Source organism: Chitinophaga sedimenti (assembly GCF_023156195.1).
In the GTDB taxonomy this organism is placed as follows: domain Bacteria; phylum Bacteroidota; class Bacteroidia; order Chitinophagales; family Chitinophagaceae; genus Chitinophaga; species Chitinophaga sedimenti.
In genome coordinates, this window is the sequence record NZ_JAKUKA010000001.1 from 6,355,858 (window position 1) to 6,371,466 (window position 15,609).

At 49.8% G+C, this 15,609-nt stretch carries 19 protein-coding genes and 1 pseudogene; 13 read left to right on the forward strand and 7 right to left on the reverse strand.

Annotation, left to right across the window (positions count from 1 at the left end):
* Positions 1 to 2: 2 nt before the first annotated feature.
* From MKQ70_RS36860 to MKQ70_RS40790, 12 genes and pseudogenes are all read left to right on the forward strand, one after another.
* Positions 3 to 221, forward strand: a complete 219-nt coding sequence (locus MKQ70_RS36860; RefSeq protein ID WP_248080767.1) for a hypothetical protein — start codon at positions 3 to 5, stop codon at positions 219 to 221.
* Between the two features lie 635 nt (positions 222 to 856).
* On the forward strand, positions 857 to 1,672 hold the full coding sequence (locus MKQ70_RS36865; RefSeq protein ID WP_248080769.1) for a prephenate dehydratase: 816 nt from the start codon (positions 857 to 859) through the stop codon (positions 1,670 to 1,672).
* 21 nt (positions 1,673 to 1,693) lie between these two features.
* Positions 1,694 to 1,843 carry a hypothetical protein gene (locus MKQ70_RS36870; protein ID WP_248080772.1) on the forward strand — a complete coding sequence of 50 codons (150 nt, stop codon included), beginning with the start codon at positions 1,694 to 1,696 and terminating at the stop codon, positions 1,841 to 1,843.
* Complete coding sequence (locus tag MKQ70_RS36875) at positions 1,822 to 2,853, forward strand: pyridoxal phosphate-dependent aminotransferase (RefSeq protein ID WP_372490175.1); 1,032 nt, start codon at positions 1,822 to 1,824, stop codon at positions 2,851 to 2,853. Before MKQ70_RS36870 ends, MKQ70_RS36875 begins: the two co-directional genes overlap by 22 nt.
* An 11-nt stretch (positions 2,854 to 2,864) precedes the next feature.
* The gene (locus MKQ70_RS36880; protein ID WP_248080778.1) at positions 2,865 to 3,707 is read left to right on the forward strand and encodes a prephenate dehydrogenase; all 843 of its coding nucleotides are present in this window, start codon (positions 2,865 to 2,867) and stop codon (positions 3,705 to 3,707) included.
* 55 nt (positions 3,708 to 3,762) lie between these two features.
* Positions 3,763 to 4,463: pseudogene (locus MKQ70_RS36885) on the forward strand (3-deoxy-7-phosphoheptulonate synthase); the annotation flags it as partial.
* A gap of 183 nt (positions 4,464 to 4,646) precedes the next feature.
* Entirely contained in the window at positions 4,647 to 4,850 is a 204-nt protein-coding gene (locus MKQ70_RS36890; RefSeq protein ID WP_248081878.1) for a chorismate mutase, read from the forward strand.
* Between the two features lie 6 nt (positions 4,851 to 4,856).
* Positions 4,857 to 5,882 (forward strand): 3-dehydroquinate synthase, encoded by a 1,026-nt coding sequence (aroB, locus tag MKQ70_RS36895; RefSeq protein ID WP_248080780.1) that lies wholly within the window; start codon positions 4,857 to 4,859, stop codon positions 5,880 to 5,882.
* 24 nt (positions 5,883 to 5,906) lie between these two features.
* A complete protein-coding gene (locus MKQ70_RS41825) occupies positions 5,907 to 6,224 on the forward strand; it encodes a carboxyvinyltransferase (RefSeq protein WP_308199381.1) in 318 nt (105 codons plus the stop codon).
* Positions 6,140 to 7,192, forward strand: coding sequence for a 3-phosphoshikimate 1-carboxyvinyltransferase (aroA, locus tag MKQ70_RS36900; protein WP_308199382.1), 1,053 nt, complete (start codon positions 6,140 to 6,142; stop codon positions 7,190 to 7,192). The genes MKQ70_RS41825 and aroA overlap by 85 nt, the downstream gene beginning before the upstream one ends.
* A 14-nt stretch (positions 7,193 to 7,206) precedes the next feature.
* On the forward strand, positions 7,207 to 7,653 hold the full coding sequence (locus tag MKQ70_RS40785) for a chorismate synthase (protein WP_282456995.1): 447 nt from the start codon (positions 7,207 to 7,209) through the stop codon (positions 7,651 to 7,653).
* Positions 7,650 to 8,201 (forward strand): chorismate synthase, encoded by a 552-nt coding sequence (locus MKQ70_RS40790; RefSeq protein WP_308199383.1) that lies wholly within the window; start codon positions 7,650 to 7,652, stop codon positions 8,199 to 8,201. The genes MKQ70_RS40785 and MKQ70_RS40790 overlap by 4 nt, the downstream gene beginning before the upstream one ends.
* A gap of 177 nt (positions 8,202 to 8,378) precedes the next feature.
* Here MKQ70_RS40790 and bamJ read toward each other — a convergent pair whose 3' ends face one another.
* The 4 genes from bamJ to MKQ70_RS36930 all read right to left on the reverse strand — a co-directional run bounded on the left by bamJ (position 8,379) and on the right by MKQ70_RS36930 (position 11,860).
* On the reverse strand, positions 8,379 to 8,912 hold the full coding sequence (gene bamJ, locus MKQ70_RS36910; RefSeq protein ID WP_372490073.1) for a BamJ family beta-barrel-assembly machinery protein: 534 nt from the start codon (positions 8,910 to 8,912) through the stop codon (positions 8,379 to 8,381).
* 235 nt (positions 8,913 to 9,147) lie between these two features.
* Entirely contained in the window at positions 9,148 to 9,714 is a 567-nt protein-coding gene (locus MKQ70_RS36920; RefSeq protein ID WP_248080783.1) for a DUF4488 domain-containing protein, read from the reverse strand.
* Entirely contained in the window at positions 9,686 to 9,868 is a 183-nt protein-coding gene (locus MKQ70_RS36925) for a hypothetical protein (RefSeq protein ID WP_248080786.1), read from the reverse strand. The genes MKQ70_RS36920 and MKQ70_RS36925 overlap by 29 nt, the downstream gene beginning before the upstream one ends.
* A 102-nt stretch (positions 9,869 to 9,970) precedes the next feature.
* Positions 9,971 to 11,860: a CocE/NonD family hydrolase gene (locus MKQ70_RS36930; RefSeq protein WP_248080800.1), complete on the reverse strand. Its 1,890-nt coding sequence runs from the start codon at positions 11,858 to 11,860 to the stop codon at positions 9,971 to 9,973.
* A 127-nt stretch (positions 11,861 to 11,987) separates the two neighbouring features.
* On the opposite strand from MKQ70_RS36930, the gene MKQ70_RS36935 reads away from it, so the two are divergent.
* Positions 11,988 to 12,497, forward strand: a complete 510-nt coding sequence (locus MKQ70_RS36935) for a DinB family protein (protein ID WP_248080803.1) — start codon at positions 11,988 to 11,990, stop codon at positions 12,495 to 12,497.
* A gap of 64 nt (positions 12,498 to 12,561) precedes the next feature.
* Here the strand turns inward: MKQ70_RS36935 and MKQ70_RS36940 are convergent, their stop codons facing one another.
* Genes MKQ70_RS36940 through MKQ70_RS36950 form a run of 3 tightly spaced genes read right to left on the reverse strand, consistent with a single transcriptional unit; the run spans position 12,562 to position 15,409 of the window.
* Complete coding sequence (locus tag MKQ70_RS36940; RefSeq protein WP_248080807.1) at positions 12,562 to 13,050, reverse strand: outer membrane beta-barrel protein; 489 nt, start codon at positions 13,048 to 13,050, stop codon at positions 12,562 to 12,564.
* A gap of 56 nt (positions 13,051 to 13,106) precedes the next feature.
* Positions 13,107 to 14,246, reverse strand: a complete 1,140-nt coding sequence (locus MKQ70_RS36945; protein WP_248080810.1) for an outer membrane beta-barrel protein — start codon at positions 14,244 to 14,246, stop codon at positions 13,107 to 13,109.
* Positions 14,219 to 15,409 carry a carboxypeptidase-like regulatory domain-containing protein gene (locus MKQ70_RS36950; RefSeq protein ID WP_248080814.1) on the reverse strand — a complete coding sequence of 397 codons (1,191 nt, stop codon included), beginning with the start codon at positions 15,407 to 15,409 and terminating at the stop codon, positions 14,219 to 14,221. Before MKQ70_RS36950 ends, MKQ70_RS36945 begins: the two co-directional genes overlap by 28 nt.
* Positions 15,410 to 15,609 lie beyond the last annotated feature (200 nt).

Consider the following 15,609-nt stretch of genomic DNA (forward strand, 5'->3'; position numbering starts at 1 on the left):
TCATGAAAAACGTACTGAAAGTTTCTTTCTTTGCTCTGGCTCTGGGTCTGTTCGCTGCTTCTTGCAACAACGCTTCTACAACTTCTGGTGATACTACTAACGTAGCTATCGACTCTCCAGTTGCTGCACCGGTTGACACTAACACCGTAGCTCCTATCGATACTAACGCTATCGCTCCGGTTGATACTACCACTGCTGCTCCTGCTCCTGCTGCTCACTAATTATCGGCAAAGCAATATAAAGGTTTTACAAGGCCGCTTCCTTCCGGGAAGCGGCCTTCCTGTTTTTTAACCTTTTTTACTTAAGATTGCTGCAAATAGTTGAAAAGATGTAATTAGTTGCTGCAACAACTAATGTATGGTTATCAATTTTAATTTAATGAAGCACCTTTAATTTGATTCTTTTTTAAAAGAAATCTATCAAAAGAATAGAACGTTTGAATAAAAGTTAATTTTTGATGGAGGTAGTGGAAGATTTCAAATGGTAACTTACATTTGTGTCACAATAATAACGAGCAACACATCATGCAAACGCAAACAACCTTTGGTTACTTTTACGGTTTCTACTTTTTCTGGTATCAGAAATAGCCGGGTTCCTTTGCGATAAGCAGATAAAAATATAAAAAAGGGCCTCGGGTAAACCGGAGGCCTTTTTTAATGTCTTTAGCCAATTAGTTTTATGTTACACAAGAGCCATTACTTCTTTTACTTTTTTATTACTTCTTTTATCCAAGGAAGCAGGGGACTCTTTTGTAAATATGAAGCTGACATAAAGCCGAAATAGTTAAAAGGGTCCCACCTAAGGGGCCCTTTTTCTTTTATCCAATACCTATCATTAAAAACAACAACAACGAACAATGCGTATCGCAATTCAGGGATTTGAAGGATGTTTCCATCAGCAGGCCGCCCAGCGGTATTATGGTAAGCAAACCGAAATTGAAGCCTGCTCCTCTTTTTCCGAGCTTGTAAAAAAGGTAAAAGTGGGAAAAGAGGCGGATGCCGGTATGATGGCCATCGAAAATTCTATTGCCGGCAGCATTTTACCGAACTACAGCCTGTTGAAAAACTCCGGCCTGCATGTTACCGGCGAAGTGTACCTGCAAATCAACCAGCACCTGATGGCTTTGCCCGGCCAGCGCATTGAAGATATAAAAGAGGTGCACTCCCATCCCATGGCGCTGTTGCAATGCATGGCCTTCCTGGAAAAATACCCACACATCAAACTGGTAGAGTCGGAAGATACTGCGCTCAGTGCCAAACACGTTCACCAGAAGAAATCGAAAACTATTGCGGCCATTGCCTCTAAACTGGCTTCCGAAATTTATGAGCTGGATGTGATCGCCCCCAACATTCATACAGCGAAAAACAACTACACGCGCTTCCTGGCGATTTCGCGCAACGGCGTGGAGCCCGCAGCAGACGCCAATAAATCTTCCGTATATTTCCAGACGCCCAACGAAAGTGGCAGCCTCGCCAAAGTACTGAGCATGATCGCGGCCGAAGGTATCGGTCTTTCCAAGATACAGTCGTTCCCGATACCGGCGAAGGAGTGGACGTATTACTTTCACGCGGATATGGAGTTCGAAGATTTATCACACTTCCGCAAGGCATTAAAAAGGATTGAACCGTTAACAGATCAACTGACGATTTTAGGCATCTACAAAAAGGATTAACACACGCATAAAGCATACACCATGCAAATATCAGTAGCCAGCAGATTACAGCATACCGAAGAATACTACTTCTCGAAAAAGCTGCGGGAAATAGAGTTGATGAACAAGGCAGGCGCCAATGTCATTAACCGGGCATCGGCAGTCCCGACCTGCCGCCGCATCCCGCTGTAGTAGCGGCGCTTAATGAACATGCACAATTGCCTAACACGCATGCTTATATGGGTTACAAAGGCATTCCCGCACTGCGTCAGGCCATTGCCAATTGGTATAAAAAGTTTTATGACGTGCAGCTGGATCCTGAAACGGAAGTGCTGCCACTGATCGGCTCCAAAGAAGGCATCATGCACATTTGCATGACCTTCCTCGAGAAAGGTGACGAAGCGCTGATCCCGGATCCGGGTTACCCGACGTACCGTTCGGCAGTACAGTTGAGCGGCGCCACCCCGGTAACGTATCAGCTTAAAGAAGAAAATAACTGGCAGCCCGACCTGGCGGCTCTGGAGCAAACAGACCTCAGCAAGGTAAAACTGATGTGGGTGAATTACCCGCATATGCCCACCGGCGCACAGGCTACGCCCGGCTTTTTCGAAAAGCTGATCGCGTTTGCCGCCAAACACAACATCCTGCTGTGCCATGATAATCCGTACAGTTTTATTTTGAACGACCATCCGCAAAGTTTGCTCTCCGTGCCAGGCGCCCGCGAAGTGGTGCTGGAGTTAAACTCATTGAGCAAATCGTCTAACATGGCAGGCTGGCGCGTGGGTATGCTGGCTGGCAAAGCGGAGTGGATCAATGAAGTGCTGCGCTTCAAAAGCAATATGGACAGCGGTATGTTCCAACCCGTACAAATGGCTGCGGTAAAGGCTTTGGAGCTGGATAAAGACTGGTACGACAACCTGAACAAGATATACAGCGGCCGCCGTGCGAAAGTGTTTGAACTGTTAGACCTGATCGGTGCTGTTTATGATACCAACCAGGTGGGCATGTTCGTGTGGGCGAAAATTCCTGCCGGTTATGCCGATGGTTATGCAGTGAGTGACGAAGTACTGCAGCAGGCGAAAGTGTTTATTACGCCGGGCGGCATTTTCGGAGAGAATGGTAAAGGCTACATACGCGTGAGTCTTTGTAAGGATGAAAAAGTTTTTGCTGAGGCCATTGACCGGATAAAGCAATCAAAATAAAAGAAAGAAAAATGATCGCAACCGTAGTAGGAGTAGGTTTAATAGGCGGCTCGCTGGCCCTCAGTCTGAAAGAAAAAGGACTGGCCAACTGGATCATTGGGGTAGACAATAGCGAGGAGAACCTGCTGAAAGCACGCGAATTAAACATCATCGATGAAACGGCGAAACTGGAAGATGCGATGAACCGCTCGCAGCTGATCATCCTGGCTATTCCCGTAGATGCTGTGCTGAAGCTGCTGCCCTCCATGCTCGATAAAGTAAAGCACGACCATGTAATCATGGACGTGGGATCTACCAAAGAAAAAATATTACAGCTCGTTGCCGGTCATATCAACCGAGGTCGCTTTGTTGCTGCCCACCCGATGGCCGGCACCGAGTATAGCGGTCCGGAAGCTGCGTTGAGAAACCTCTTTACGAATAAAACCATGGTGTTGTGCGATGTGAAAAACAGCGCGGAAGATGCCCTGGAAATCGTGGAGAATATGGTGGATAAAATAGGGATGCGCCTGGTATACATGAATGCTGAAGAGCACGACCTGCACACGGCTTATATCTCCCACATCTCGCACATTACCTCTTTTGCCCCGGCGCTGACGGTACTGGAAAAAGAAAAAGAGCATGGCCGCATCTTCGAGCTGGCGGCGGGCGGTTTTGAAAGCACTGTACGTCTTGCGAAAAGCTCGCCGGATATGTGGGTGCCTATCTTTAAACACAACCGCAGCAATGTACTGGACGTACTGGACGAGCACATTAACCAACTGCAACAGATGAAAGGATTGCTCGAAAACGAAGACTATGACGCGTTTTACAAGTTGATCCAGAAGTCGAACAAGATAAAAAAGATACTGAAGTAAGCATAAATCATTAATTAACAAACACTTTTCTTAATTTACACGTACACTTTTTCATATGGAACAGATCTTAGCTAACACGAAATTCGGCGATCCTACTTCTGATAAAAAACCATTGATCATTTCTGGTCCATGCAGCGCAGAAACGGAGGAACAAACACTGGCCACGATGCAGGCCCTCGCCAAAACCGGTAAAGTAGATGTATTACGTGCCGGTATCTGGAAACCCCGTACCCGCCCGGGTTCTTTCGAAGGTATTGGTACCAAAGGTTTACCCCGGCTGCAGAAAGCAAAAGAACTGACTGGCTTACCGGTTACTGTTGAAGTTGCGACTGCGAAACAAGTAGAAGACGCCCTGCACTTCGGTGTAGACATCCTCTGGATTGGGGCCCGTACTACGGTAAACCCTTTCTCTGTACAGGATATCGCTGATGCACTTAAAGGTGTGGACGTGCCCGTACTGATTAAAAACCCCATTAACCCCGACCTGGAACTGTGGATTGGCGCAGTAGAAAGGATTCAGAAAGCGGGTATCAAAAAGTAGGTTTGATTCACCGCGGCTTCTCCAGCTACGGTAATACCGAATACCGCAACGCTCCCATGTGGCACCTGGCGATCGAACTGAAACGCCGTCACCCTGAGTTACCGATGATCTGCGATCCGAGCCACATCAGCGGCCGCCGCGACATCCTGCAAGCTGTGTCACAAGAGGCGATCGACCTGGATTACGATGGTCTGATGGTAGAAACCCATTGCGATCCGGACGCTGCCTGGAGCGACGCGAAACAACAAATCACCCCTGAGAAATTTGCGGAACTGCTGGACGGCATCGTATGGCGCCGCGAGCATACTGACCGTAACGAGTTCAACTCCGCACTGGATAAGCTGCGCGCGCAGATTAACCAGATCGATGATGAGATCATGCTGCTGCTCGGCAACCGTATGAAAATCGCGGAGAAAATCGGTGCATATAAAAAAGAGAACAACATTACCATTCTGCAGACCAACCGTTGGAACGAGATCCTGGAGCGCAACATCGTGAAAGGCGACAAACTGGGCCTGAGCAAAGATTTCATCCAGAAATACTTTGACGCGGTTCACCTGGAATCCATCAACCGCCAGAATAAGGTGATGAACGAACAATAAGCAAATATGACGACGTTAACATACAAGTTCCAGACACAACAGACCGACTACCATTTAAACGCTGATTTACTGCAATTGGACAAATTCGTGGATAAAACCCGTTGTATTCTTTTGCTGGATGAAAACGTGGACGAACATTACGGCGAAACGCTGAAAGGCTGGCGCAAGCTGGTCATTCCCGATGGCGAGGAGCACAAGTCGATGGAAGTAGTGGAGCAGGTGATTAACGGGCTGATAGAATTGGAAGCCGACCGCAAAACCATGCTGATAGGCATCGGTGGCGGTATGGTGACCGACCTTACCGGGTTTGCCGCCAGCATTTATATGCGCGGCATTCCTTTCGGTTTTGTGCCTACCACGCTGCTGGCGCAGGTAGACGCGGCTATCGGTGGAAAAAACGGCGTGAGCCACGGCATGCATAAAAACATGCTGGGTACCATCAATCAACCGAAGTTCATTTTATTCGATTACTCCCTACCTTCTACCATGCCGGATGCGGAATGGCACAATGGTTTTGCGGAGATCATCAAGTACGCGGCGATACAGGACGCGGAGCTTTTCGACTACCTGGAAACTAACAGGGAAGCGGCGCTCAGCCGGTCGGTAGAAGTGCTGCAGTTCCTGGTAGAACGTTCGGTTCAGATCAAAACAAAAATCGTTTTGGAAGATGAGTTTGAGAACGGATCGCGCCGCTGGCTGAACTTCGGGCATACGTTGGGCCATGCAGTGGAAAAGATAGAGGGGATTGCGCATGGACAGGCAGTAGCGATCGGGATGGTAGCTGCCGCGAAGCTTTCCGAGAAACTGAAGGGCCTGCCCACCGAGCAGACTAACCGGCTGATAAGGTTGATCAATGATTACCATTTGCCGGTCACTTTAACATCGGACAAGGAGCAGGTGTTTAACATCTTTAAGCTGGACAAAAAGCGGGAGAAGGATTTTATACATTTCATCCTGCTGGAAGAGATCGGGAAGGCGGTTACGCACCCTATTCCGATTGAAGAGCTGAAGCAGCTCATGGACGAATTGTAAAGCGTAGCACAAACAATAATAAGCATGAAAGTAAAAGTATCACCCGGCGCCATCAAAGGCATAGTGACCGCCAACCCGTCTAAAAGCGCCATGCAACGCGCGGTAGCGGCGGCTTTGCTGGCAAAGGGCACCAGCATCATCCGCAACCCGGGCCTCAGCAACGACTGTCTGGCCGCGCTGGACGTGGCGGGAAGGCTGGGCGCCACAGTGGTGAAAAAGACGATCATTACGAGATTACGAGCAACGGTGTGGCCCCGGTGTCTGCAGAAATTAACTGCGGCGAATCCGGTTTGGGCATCCGTATGTTTACGCCGATTGCAGCACTCGCATCACAACCACTGACCATTGTTGGTCATGGCAGCCTGGTAACACGCCCTATGGATTTTTTCCAGGAGGTATTTCCGAAGCTGAGCGTGGAATGCAGCACCAACGGTGGTAAACTCCCGCTCCATATTAAAGGCCCGTTACAGGCCAATAATGTGGAGATTGATGGTTCACTCAGCTCCCAGTTCCTCACCGGTTTGCTGATGGCATTCGGCAGTGTGGCAGAAAAAGCAACCATCACTGTAAAAGACCTGAAAAGCAAACCTTATATCGCACTTACCTTGCAGCTGATGGAACACTTTGGCGTGCAGGTGGAGAACGACAACTTCGAACGCTTCCACTTTACCAAAAAGCAGTCGTACAAAGCGGTTGAATATACGGTAGAAGGCGATTGGAGTGGCGCGGCTTTCCTGCTGGTAGCAGCGGCGGTGTCCGGTAAAGCGGAAGTGAAGCACCTGAACACGCAATCTGCCCAATCCGATAAAGCGATCCTCCAGGCGCTGGAAAGCGCGGGCGCACAAATACTGCCCGGATTGTACACCGTGATCATCGGCAACAATGGTGAATTAAAACCATTCGAGTTTGATGCAACCGACTGCCCGGACCTGTTCCCGCCGCTGGTGGCGCTGGCCGCCAACTGCAAAGGCGTTACGAAAATACTCGGCGTAAGCCGGTTGGCGCACAAAGAAAGCGACCGTGGTATTACATTGCAGGAGGAGTTTGGTAAAATGGGCATCCGCATAGACCTTGATGGCGACGTGATGTATGTACACGGCGGCACCGGCATTAAAGGAGCAGCCGTTCATTCCCGCAACGACCACCGCATTGCGATGGCTTGCGCGGTGGCAGCGTTAACCGCCGATGGTGATGTGGAAATTGAGAATGCAGAAGCGATCAATAAATCGTATCCCGAGTTCTATGATCACATTGCATCACTGGGTGCTACCGTAACTGTTACCAGTGCGGAAAAGGCATTGAACCACTAAACTAACTAGAACGTATGAACAGCTTTGGCAGAATATTCAGGGTGAATGTATTTGGCGAATCGCACGGCGAATGTGTGGGGGTAAATATCGATGGCGTACCGGCAGGTTTACCGTTAACGCAGGCCGACTTTTTACCTGACCTCGAACGTCGCAAAGCCGGCGCCAAAGGCACTACACCGCGTAAGGAGGATGACCTGCCTTTCCTGAAATCCGGGGTGTTTAAAGAACATACCACCGGCGCGCCGATTACGATTTTGTTCGAGAACAACAATACCCGCAGCACCGATTACGACAAACTGCGCGAGTTTCCTCGTCCCGGCCATGCAGATTTCGTGGCATCGCATAAGTATGGCGGCTTCGAGGATTTCCGTGGCGGTGGCCACTTCAGCGGTCGTTTAACGCTGAACCTGGTAGCAGCCGGTGTGATCGCCAAAAAGATCCTGGGCGATAACATCCGGTGAAGGCACACATCAAGGAAATTGGCGGTATTGCTGATCCGGAGAAAGGTCTGGAGTCGGCGATTGCCGCGAAGGATTCTGTGGGTGGGATCGTGGAGTGTGTAGTAGACGGCTTGCCGATCGGCCTGGGCGAACCTTTCTTTGATTCGATCGAGTCGAATATTGCACATGCGGTGTTTGCGATCCCGGCGATCAAAGGCGTGGAGTTCGGTGCAGGTTTTGCCGCCGCGAAAATGAAGGGCGTGGAACATAACGACGCCATTGTTGATATGAGCGGTAAAACTGCGACAAACAATGCGGGCGGTGTAGTAGGCGGCATCACGAACGGTAACCAGCTGGTATTTCGTGTGGCGGTGAAACCTACGTCCAGCACGCCGAAAGATCAGCAAACGCTGAACATCACCACCGGGGAGGTAGGCACTTTCAGTGTGAAAGGCCGCCACGACCTCTGCATCGCGTTGCGTGTGCCGGTGGTGTTGGAAGCAGTAACGGCGATGGTGCTGGCAGATTTCTTTTTGCTGGAGCAGCATCGTGGTAAAATCTGGAAATAGTAGAAAGTGTATAAAAGTGAAGGGCGCCCGGTGTTGACCGGGCGCCTTTTTTTTATGTTGATAGAAGAGAAGTGGTTGAAGGGAGTGATACAACGGCGGCTGAACAGCCTGGGGGAGTTGGCGCCATAAAAAAGCCGCACCTTAACGATGCGGCTTCCCTATTTACAATAATCTCAATTACTTAACGATCTCCAGCAGTTCTACCTCGAATACGAGTGCGCTACCTGGCTGAATTTTAGCGCCGGCCTGGCGTTCGCCATAGGCGAGGTCGGCGGGCAGGAACAGTTTCCATTTAGAACCAACGGGCATCAGTTGCAGGGCTTCGGTCCAGCCGGAGATTACACCATTTACCGGGAAGGTGGCGGGCTCGCCTCTTTCCACGGAGCTGTCGAATACGGTGCCATCAATCAGCGTACCTACGTAATGCGTTTTTACGCGGTCGGTCGCTTTCGGGATCAGGCCGGTGCCGTGGTTGATGATCTGGTATTGCAAGCCGCTGGGCAGCGTGATAATACCAGCCTTGGTTTTGTTTTCAGCGAGGAACTTTTCGCCGTCAGCCTTGTTTTTGGCCAGCTTCTCGGCCTTCATTTTCTGCAAATAATCGGATATAGACATAGATACTTGTTGTTGCGTGAGTAATGTGTCTACGCCGGCCATGCTGAGTTTCACCGCTTTGATGAACACCTCGATATTCAGGCTGTCGAGTCCCACGGGACTTGATAGAGTTGCCAATGTCCTTGCCCAGTGCAAAACTTAATGTGTCAATTCCGTTTTCCAACATGGGTTTAGGAGGCGGAGGCGGCGTTGTAGCCACGGTTGTCGCGGTTTTTGGAGTGCAGGCTTGCAGGGATAGTATACCTATTGCGCCGATAATCAGGCTCTTTTTGATCATGATATTCAAAAATTTGCGTGCAATATAAGCGCAAAAATCAATATACAACATGCATTATTTGCTGCGGGTCCAGATTTCCGAGATTTTTTCTCCCTTGGAACTCAATCCACTATGATGCCAGTTGTCGCCGTCCACCTTGCCATCGAAGCTGAGCGACATGCCCACACGGCTGGTGTCGCGGGAAAAGAATTCGATGTTTTCGGTGTATTTACCGTCTTTAAAGGAGTACGTGCCGCCGCCTGTACCGAAGAACTCGCCGGTTTCTGTATTGATAGCCGCCCACTGGAAGCGGGTGCCCGAAAGGATTTTCAGCGTTCTGCGCGGGCCGGGATTGATGGGATTCATTTTACCTTCCTGCTCGCGCTGGGAAATACGCCATACGCCGGCCAGGGCAGCGTTGCCATCGTCGATGCGCTGCCATTCCGTGGCGTCGTCGCCGGCGTTGATCTGCAGTTCGTTGCCGTTCACTTTGTACGATACCGGGAAGCTCTGGCCTACCTGGTCCTTATCGTCCGTATGGAACTGCATGGTGGCGTCCAGCGAGCCGGCACCGGTTTCCTTGTATGTGCCGCCGAAGCTGCCGATAAAGGTTTTAGCGTCTTTGTTGTAGCCGGTCTGCATAAAGTAACCGTCTGCAATAACCGGGGGTAATGGAGGCTCCTGAGGGCGCGTTTTTCATTTGCCAGGCGCCTTCGATAGTGGATTGAGCGTTTGCGGCACGGGCGAATACCAAGGTAAACAGCGCCATGCACAGCATGGAGAAAATGCGTTTCATGCGTTTCTGGGTTTTAACGTGAATAGACTTAAAGATACACTAAAGGGCAAAACAAAGCCCTTTACCCGGCGGTAAAGGGCTGCATTTCACAAATATTTATCGTCATTTCAGTATCGGAAGCAAAATCCGGGAGGGATGGGACGCTTCGTGCAGGATGCGGATCTGTGCTTTGCGGAAGTCGCTGTCCTTCGCCGTATAGATGTCCATAAACTGCTGCGGGTTGCGGTCGGCGATCGGGAACCAGCTGCTCTGTATCTGCACCATGATGCGATGGCCTTTGGTGAAGGTATGCGCTACATCCGGCAGGGTGAACTTCACTTCCGACGCTACGTTTGGCACAAAAGGAACCGGTTTCTCGAAGCTGTTGCGGAACTTACCACGCATGATCTCGCCGCGGACGAGCATCTGGAAGCCACCCATGGGGTAAGTAATAGAAGGTACGCGCCGGTGCTCGCTCTCCACATCTTCGGTGTAACGGAAATTATCCGGGAACACGTCGATGATCTTTACCACGAAATCTGCATCCGTACTGCTGATGGACGCGAACAGGTCGGCCACTACCGGGCCTGCCAGCGTTACATCTTCACTTAAAACATCGGTCTGGAATACCAGCACATCCGGACGGCGCGACGCGAAGCGCTGGTCGTCGGTCATGTAGTTAATGGTGCGGCTGAAGTGTACGTCTTCTGTATAAGGAACGGGTTTGGCAGGGTCGCTGGTATATTCGGTAGCGCTCTTTGCCGCAGTGGGCTTGCTGAAACTGAGTTGCCCGTTAGCGCCCAGGTATATTGCCTGTGTTGCCTCGGCCATCGGCCATTTGGGCAGCTGCCGCCATTGATTTTCCCCGGTGAAGAAGATGGTGGCTTCCGCGATAGCGGGCTCCTTTCCTTTTCCTTTCAAATAATAATTGAAGAAAGGGATCTCTATGTTTTGCTGATACCATGCTGCAGTATTGCTGCCGAATTGCACGTTGCCAAGATGCGTACCATCTAATGAAGCCCATTGACCGTGGTACCACGGGCCCATTACCAGGCGGTTGTTCGTACCGGGACTCAAATGCTCGATCGCTTTATAGGTGCTCCATGCGCCGAAGCAGTCTTCCGCATCGAAAGTACCGCCAACGGTGAGGATCACGGGTTTTACATTTTTGGTGAAGTTGCGGACATTGCGTGCGCGCCACCAGCCGTCGTAGTTGCCGTGCGTCATCAGGTCTTTCCAGAACAGGATGCTGTCGCCCATAATGCGGGTGAAGTTGCTCAGTGCGCCTGTCTCCAGGTAAAACTTGTAGTTGTCGCGGTTCGGGAACTCGAAGCCGGTAGGCCCAACCGTAGTAGGTTTCGGCCTGGGTTTACCGAACGAGGTGTAGAAGCTGAATGCATCTGCCAGCATAAACGCGCCGTTATGGTGGAAGTCGTCGCCCTGGAACCAGTCGGTCACCGGCGCCTGCGGACTCACTGCCTTTAATGCGGGGTGATTGCTCAACGCCGCCATGGTAGAGTAGAAGCCAGGGTAGGAGATACCGAACACGCCTACATTACCATTGTTACCATGGAGATTTTTAACGAGCCAGTCGATGGTATCGTACGTATCGCTGGCTTCATCAATATCCTTATCTGTCTTCTTATTCGGGTTAAAGGGCCGAACATCTTCAAACACGCCTTCGCTCATCCAGCGGCCGCGTACATCCTGTGTGACGATGATATAGTTTTCGCGAAGGTAAGCATTGAGGTAACGGCGGTACAGCGGTGAGTATTCCTGTTCCCCGTAGGGCGCACAGGAATACGGTGTGCGCGTCATGAGCACCGGGTGTTTTTCACTTTGATCTTTCGGCAGGTAAACGGATGTAAACAACCGCACGCCATCGCGCATCGGGATATATACTTCCTTTTTCGTGTAATGTTCCCTGAACCAGAGGGAGTCGGCATTGATTTGCCCGGCAAAGGCAGGGGCGAGAAAGAACAATCCCGCCAGCAGCAGCAGCCACTTCTTCATAAGCTAAATGATGTTTAGATGTTGCGTACACAAAATAGCTAAAAGTGCAGGCAGGACGCTTTGAATTTATATGAATGGCGGTTTATGCCCAGCGGAAATGCCGTAATTTCATATCAAACTAACTGTTATGGCAAAACCAGTAGAAGGCGAATTTAACCCCTACGCCGGTACCTACATCAATTATGTACCGGAAGATGATGTGGTGACGGCGCTCGCCGCCAATACGCGCATTATGATTGATTTCTTCAGATCGATACCGGTGGATAAACGTGACTATGCGTATGCGCCCGGCAAGTGGACGATTAAGCAGGTGTTGCAGCACGTAACGGATGCGGAGCGCATTTTTGCTTACCGGGCATTGCGTTTTGCGCGTGCCGATAAAACGGAACTTCCCGGCTGGGAAGAGAACGAGTATGGCGAACAGGCCCGTGTGGACCATTTACAATGGGATGATATGCTCGATGAATTTATCGTGGTGCGGAAGTCGTCGGAGTACCTTTTCAAGAGCTTAAATGAGGCCGAACTGCAACGTGGCGGCATTGCTAACGGCAGGTTTAATACCGTGAACAGCATTGGATTTGTGATTGCCGGGCATGCCTATCATCATCATAAAATAACTCAAGAAAGATACCTGTAAAACCAAACCGCCTCCTTAACAGGAGGCGGCGTTTCATACGGTCTATAATACAAAGATTTGATCATCAGAAACGTTGCTGACGCATGCTGCCCGCTTTACGCGCCGGTGCGGCGCCACCGCCGAAGCTGCTGATGTTGTAGGTGAACGAGAGCATGAAGTACTGCTGCACGATCATCGTTTGTACATCTTCGATGTAGTCCTGCTGGATGACCCTGCGGGAAGAAATATTCCGGTTCAGCAAATCGTATACGCTCAGCTTCAGCATACCCCGGTCATTTTTCAGGAACATACGTGATACGGCCATATTCCACAGTGTTACGTCTTTCCGGTAACCAGGCGCCATATTGGTGTTATAACTATAGTTGATATCATTTTCCCACACGAATTTCTTAGGCCAGTAGAGTGCGGTACTCAGCGTGCCGGAGTGCACGGTGGCATCGGTAGAGCGCATCGTGCTGATGGAGTAATCCGTTTTGCGATAGTTGATGCGGTAACCCGGTGCGATATCGAATAACTCTTTGTACACATATGTCACGTTGCCATTTCCGCCCACACTGATGGTTTTGGTTTCGTTGCGTTGTATGCCCGTTTCCGGACGGCTGGAAAAGCTCAGACTTTGCCCGTAGTTACCGTTAAAGTTGCCATTAAAGCGCCAGGAATAATTTTCTTTTTGATAGACTTGGAGATGTAACTGTACGTATTGATGTTATAGTTGCCGCTTACGTTTATCGGTCGTGTAGTTTGTACAAAATTCTTATCGTACGACACTTCATTCACAATGGCATTGGCTATTGGCGAGTAACCAATGTTGACCGCGTAGTTGAATCCCTTTTGAGGAACGAAACCATCCATACGCAGGTTGATGTTGTGGTTAAAGGCCGTTTTCAGATCGGGGTTACCAACGCGTTTAAACAAGGTGTTGGTATTATCCGGCACCGGCTGTAACTGGTCTGTGGTCGGCTGATTGGCGTAGAAGTAGTAGTCGGCCGACACGCGCAGTTGCTGCGATACATTATAGCTGATGCGGGAAGTAGGAACGAAGGAAGTTTGATACAGGTTGATGGAGTCGTCCTGCGTATACGAATAGTTCTTAAGCGTATTCATTTGTATGCCGCCGCCAAGGGCTACGTTAAATTTCTGGGTGTTGTAGTTGAATACGAGCTGTGGTTTCTGCATCACATTCACGGAGCGGAACTTATTACTGTAGGCCGAATCAATGTCTTCATATTTACCGGTGCCGCTGTTGAGATTGTACGTTTGGCGATCGGAGTTGCTCAGTGCATAATTGAAGTTATAGCTGGCTTCCATTCTCCAGGCTTTGCCGAGTGGCTCTATGTAGGTCAATGAACCGCTCAACCCGCGTGTGTCGCCATTGCTGCGGGTGTGCTGGTCGGTGAGCTCTTCGCGATCCACCCCATCTTCCACGAAATGATTTTCGGAATTCACAAACAGGTTGACCTTGTTACGACTGTACTGCTGGCCAAACTCCATTGAAATACTGCGCCCTTCGCGGTTTAACAAACGTACCAGACTGAAGTTATTACGGAAGTTCAGGTTTTTCATGGCAGAGCGATTGAACATATCTGACGAGTTTACCATGTCGCCATCCGGTGTGCGGGTAATACCGTGGGTTTCGGACAGGCTGCTGGTGGCGCTGTAATCGAGGTTAGGCGCAACAATGAGCGTGGTGAATGAATCGATCTGGTAGTTAAACGACATGTTCATGCGGTGGTTGTTGTTATACGCCACACCGGTGCGGTCTTCGTCGTATACATTCGCGGTATCAGTGTTGGTAAATTCGCGATGCCGGAAGTCTGGATGCGCGTATCCGCATAGTTGTAAAAATAACTGCCGTTCACCTGTAATTTCCTATTGATCTGTTCATTGTAGTTAACACCGCCGGTGGCTATTTTACGAATGCCTTCGCCACCTACGCCGCCAATCGTTAACCCGTTCATAGATATCATGCCCGGCCCTGCGCCGCCGCCCATCATGCCGCCGCCAACGGTGACAGACATGCCGCCACGTCCGCCGCCACCGGACTGTATACCCTGCAGGTCGGAGAAGGTAAAGCCGGTATTATTCAGATTGTTGAGTGCACCGATAATACTGATCTGGCGTTTCTTATTAAAGAAGTTCACCAGTGCGCTGGCGTCGTAACGTTCCTGTGTGCCAATGCCGCCGGTGATACGGCCAAACACCCCTTTCTTCTTATCTTCCTTTAAAGTGATATTAATGGTTTTATCCTGCCCGTCCGTTTTTTGCCCGGTGATCTCCTGCACTTTTGTTTTTGTATCTACCACCTGTATCTTATCAACAATTTCTTTAGGCAGATTTTTAGTAGCGATTTTCGGATCATTACCGAAGAACTCTTTACCATCCACCAGTATGCGGCTCACTGTTTTTCCATTCACTTTGATCGACCCGTCTTCTTCCACTTCCACGCCGGGTAGTTTTTTCAGAAGGTCTTCTACTACCGCATTGGGCTTGGTTTTAAACGATGATGCATTAAACTCCAGCGTGTCGTTCTTAATGGAGATAGGTGGCTTTTCGCCTTCGATCACTACTTCGTTCAGTGCCCCGGAACTCGGCGCAAGGATGATGGCGCCGAAGTCGTGGTCGGCGTCTGCTTTCAGTACCTTACGATATTGTTTGTAGCCTGTGTAAGATACCAGCAGCACAAAAGTTTGTCCGGAGGGCAGCGGGTCCAGTTTAAACTGGCCTTTTTTGTCGGTGAGGGTATAGGTGTATAGTGTACTGTCTTTCGCATCGTTCACCGCAACGGTGGCGAGTTCAAGAATTTCTTTTGTCGTGGAATCAACGACCTTGCCGGTCCAGTTGACTTTACTTTGGGCGCTTGCCCGTGCGGAGGCCAACAGGGCAATAGACGCGATGATCAGGTAACGAAACATAGTGTGTAGAATGGTGACGGTACAATATTACGAACTTTTCGTAATAATCCTACTAGTTTAGTTTTTAAGTTGTTTTTTGTGGGATGAGTGGTGGAATTTGTCTTCTGTTAGGAACGGATTAGGTAGGAGGTATTTTGTTAGATGTGAAAAGTTTTTTGGTACTAAAATAATTAGTATAATTGCTACAGTAAATAATAGAC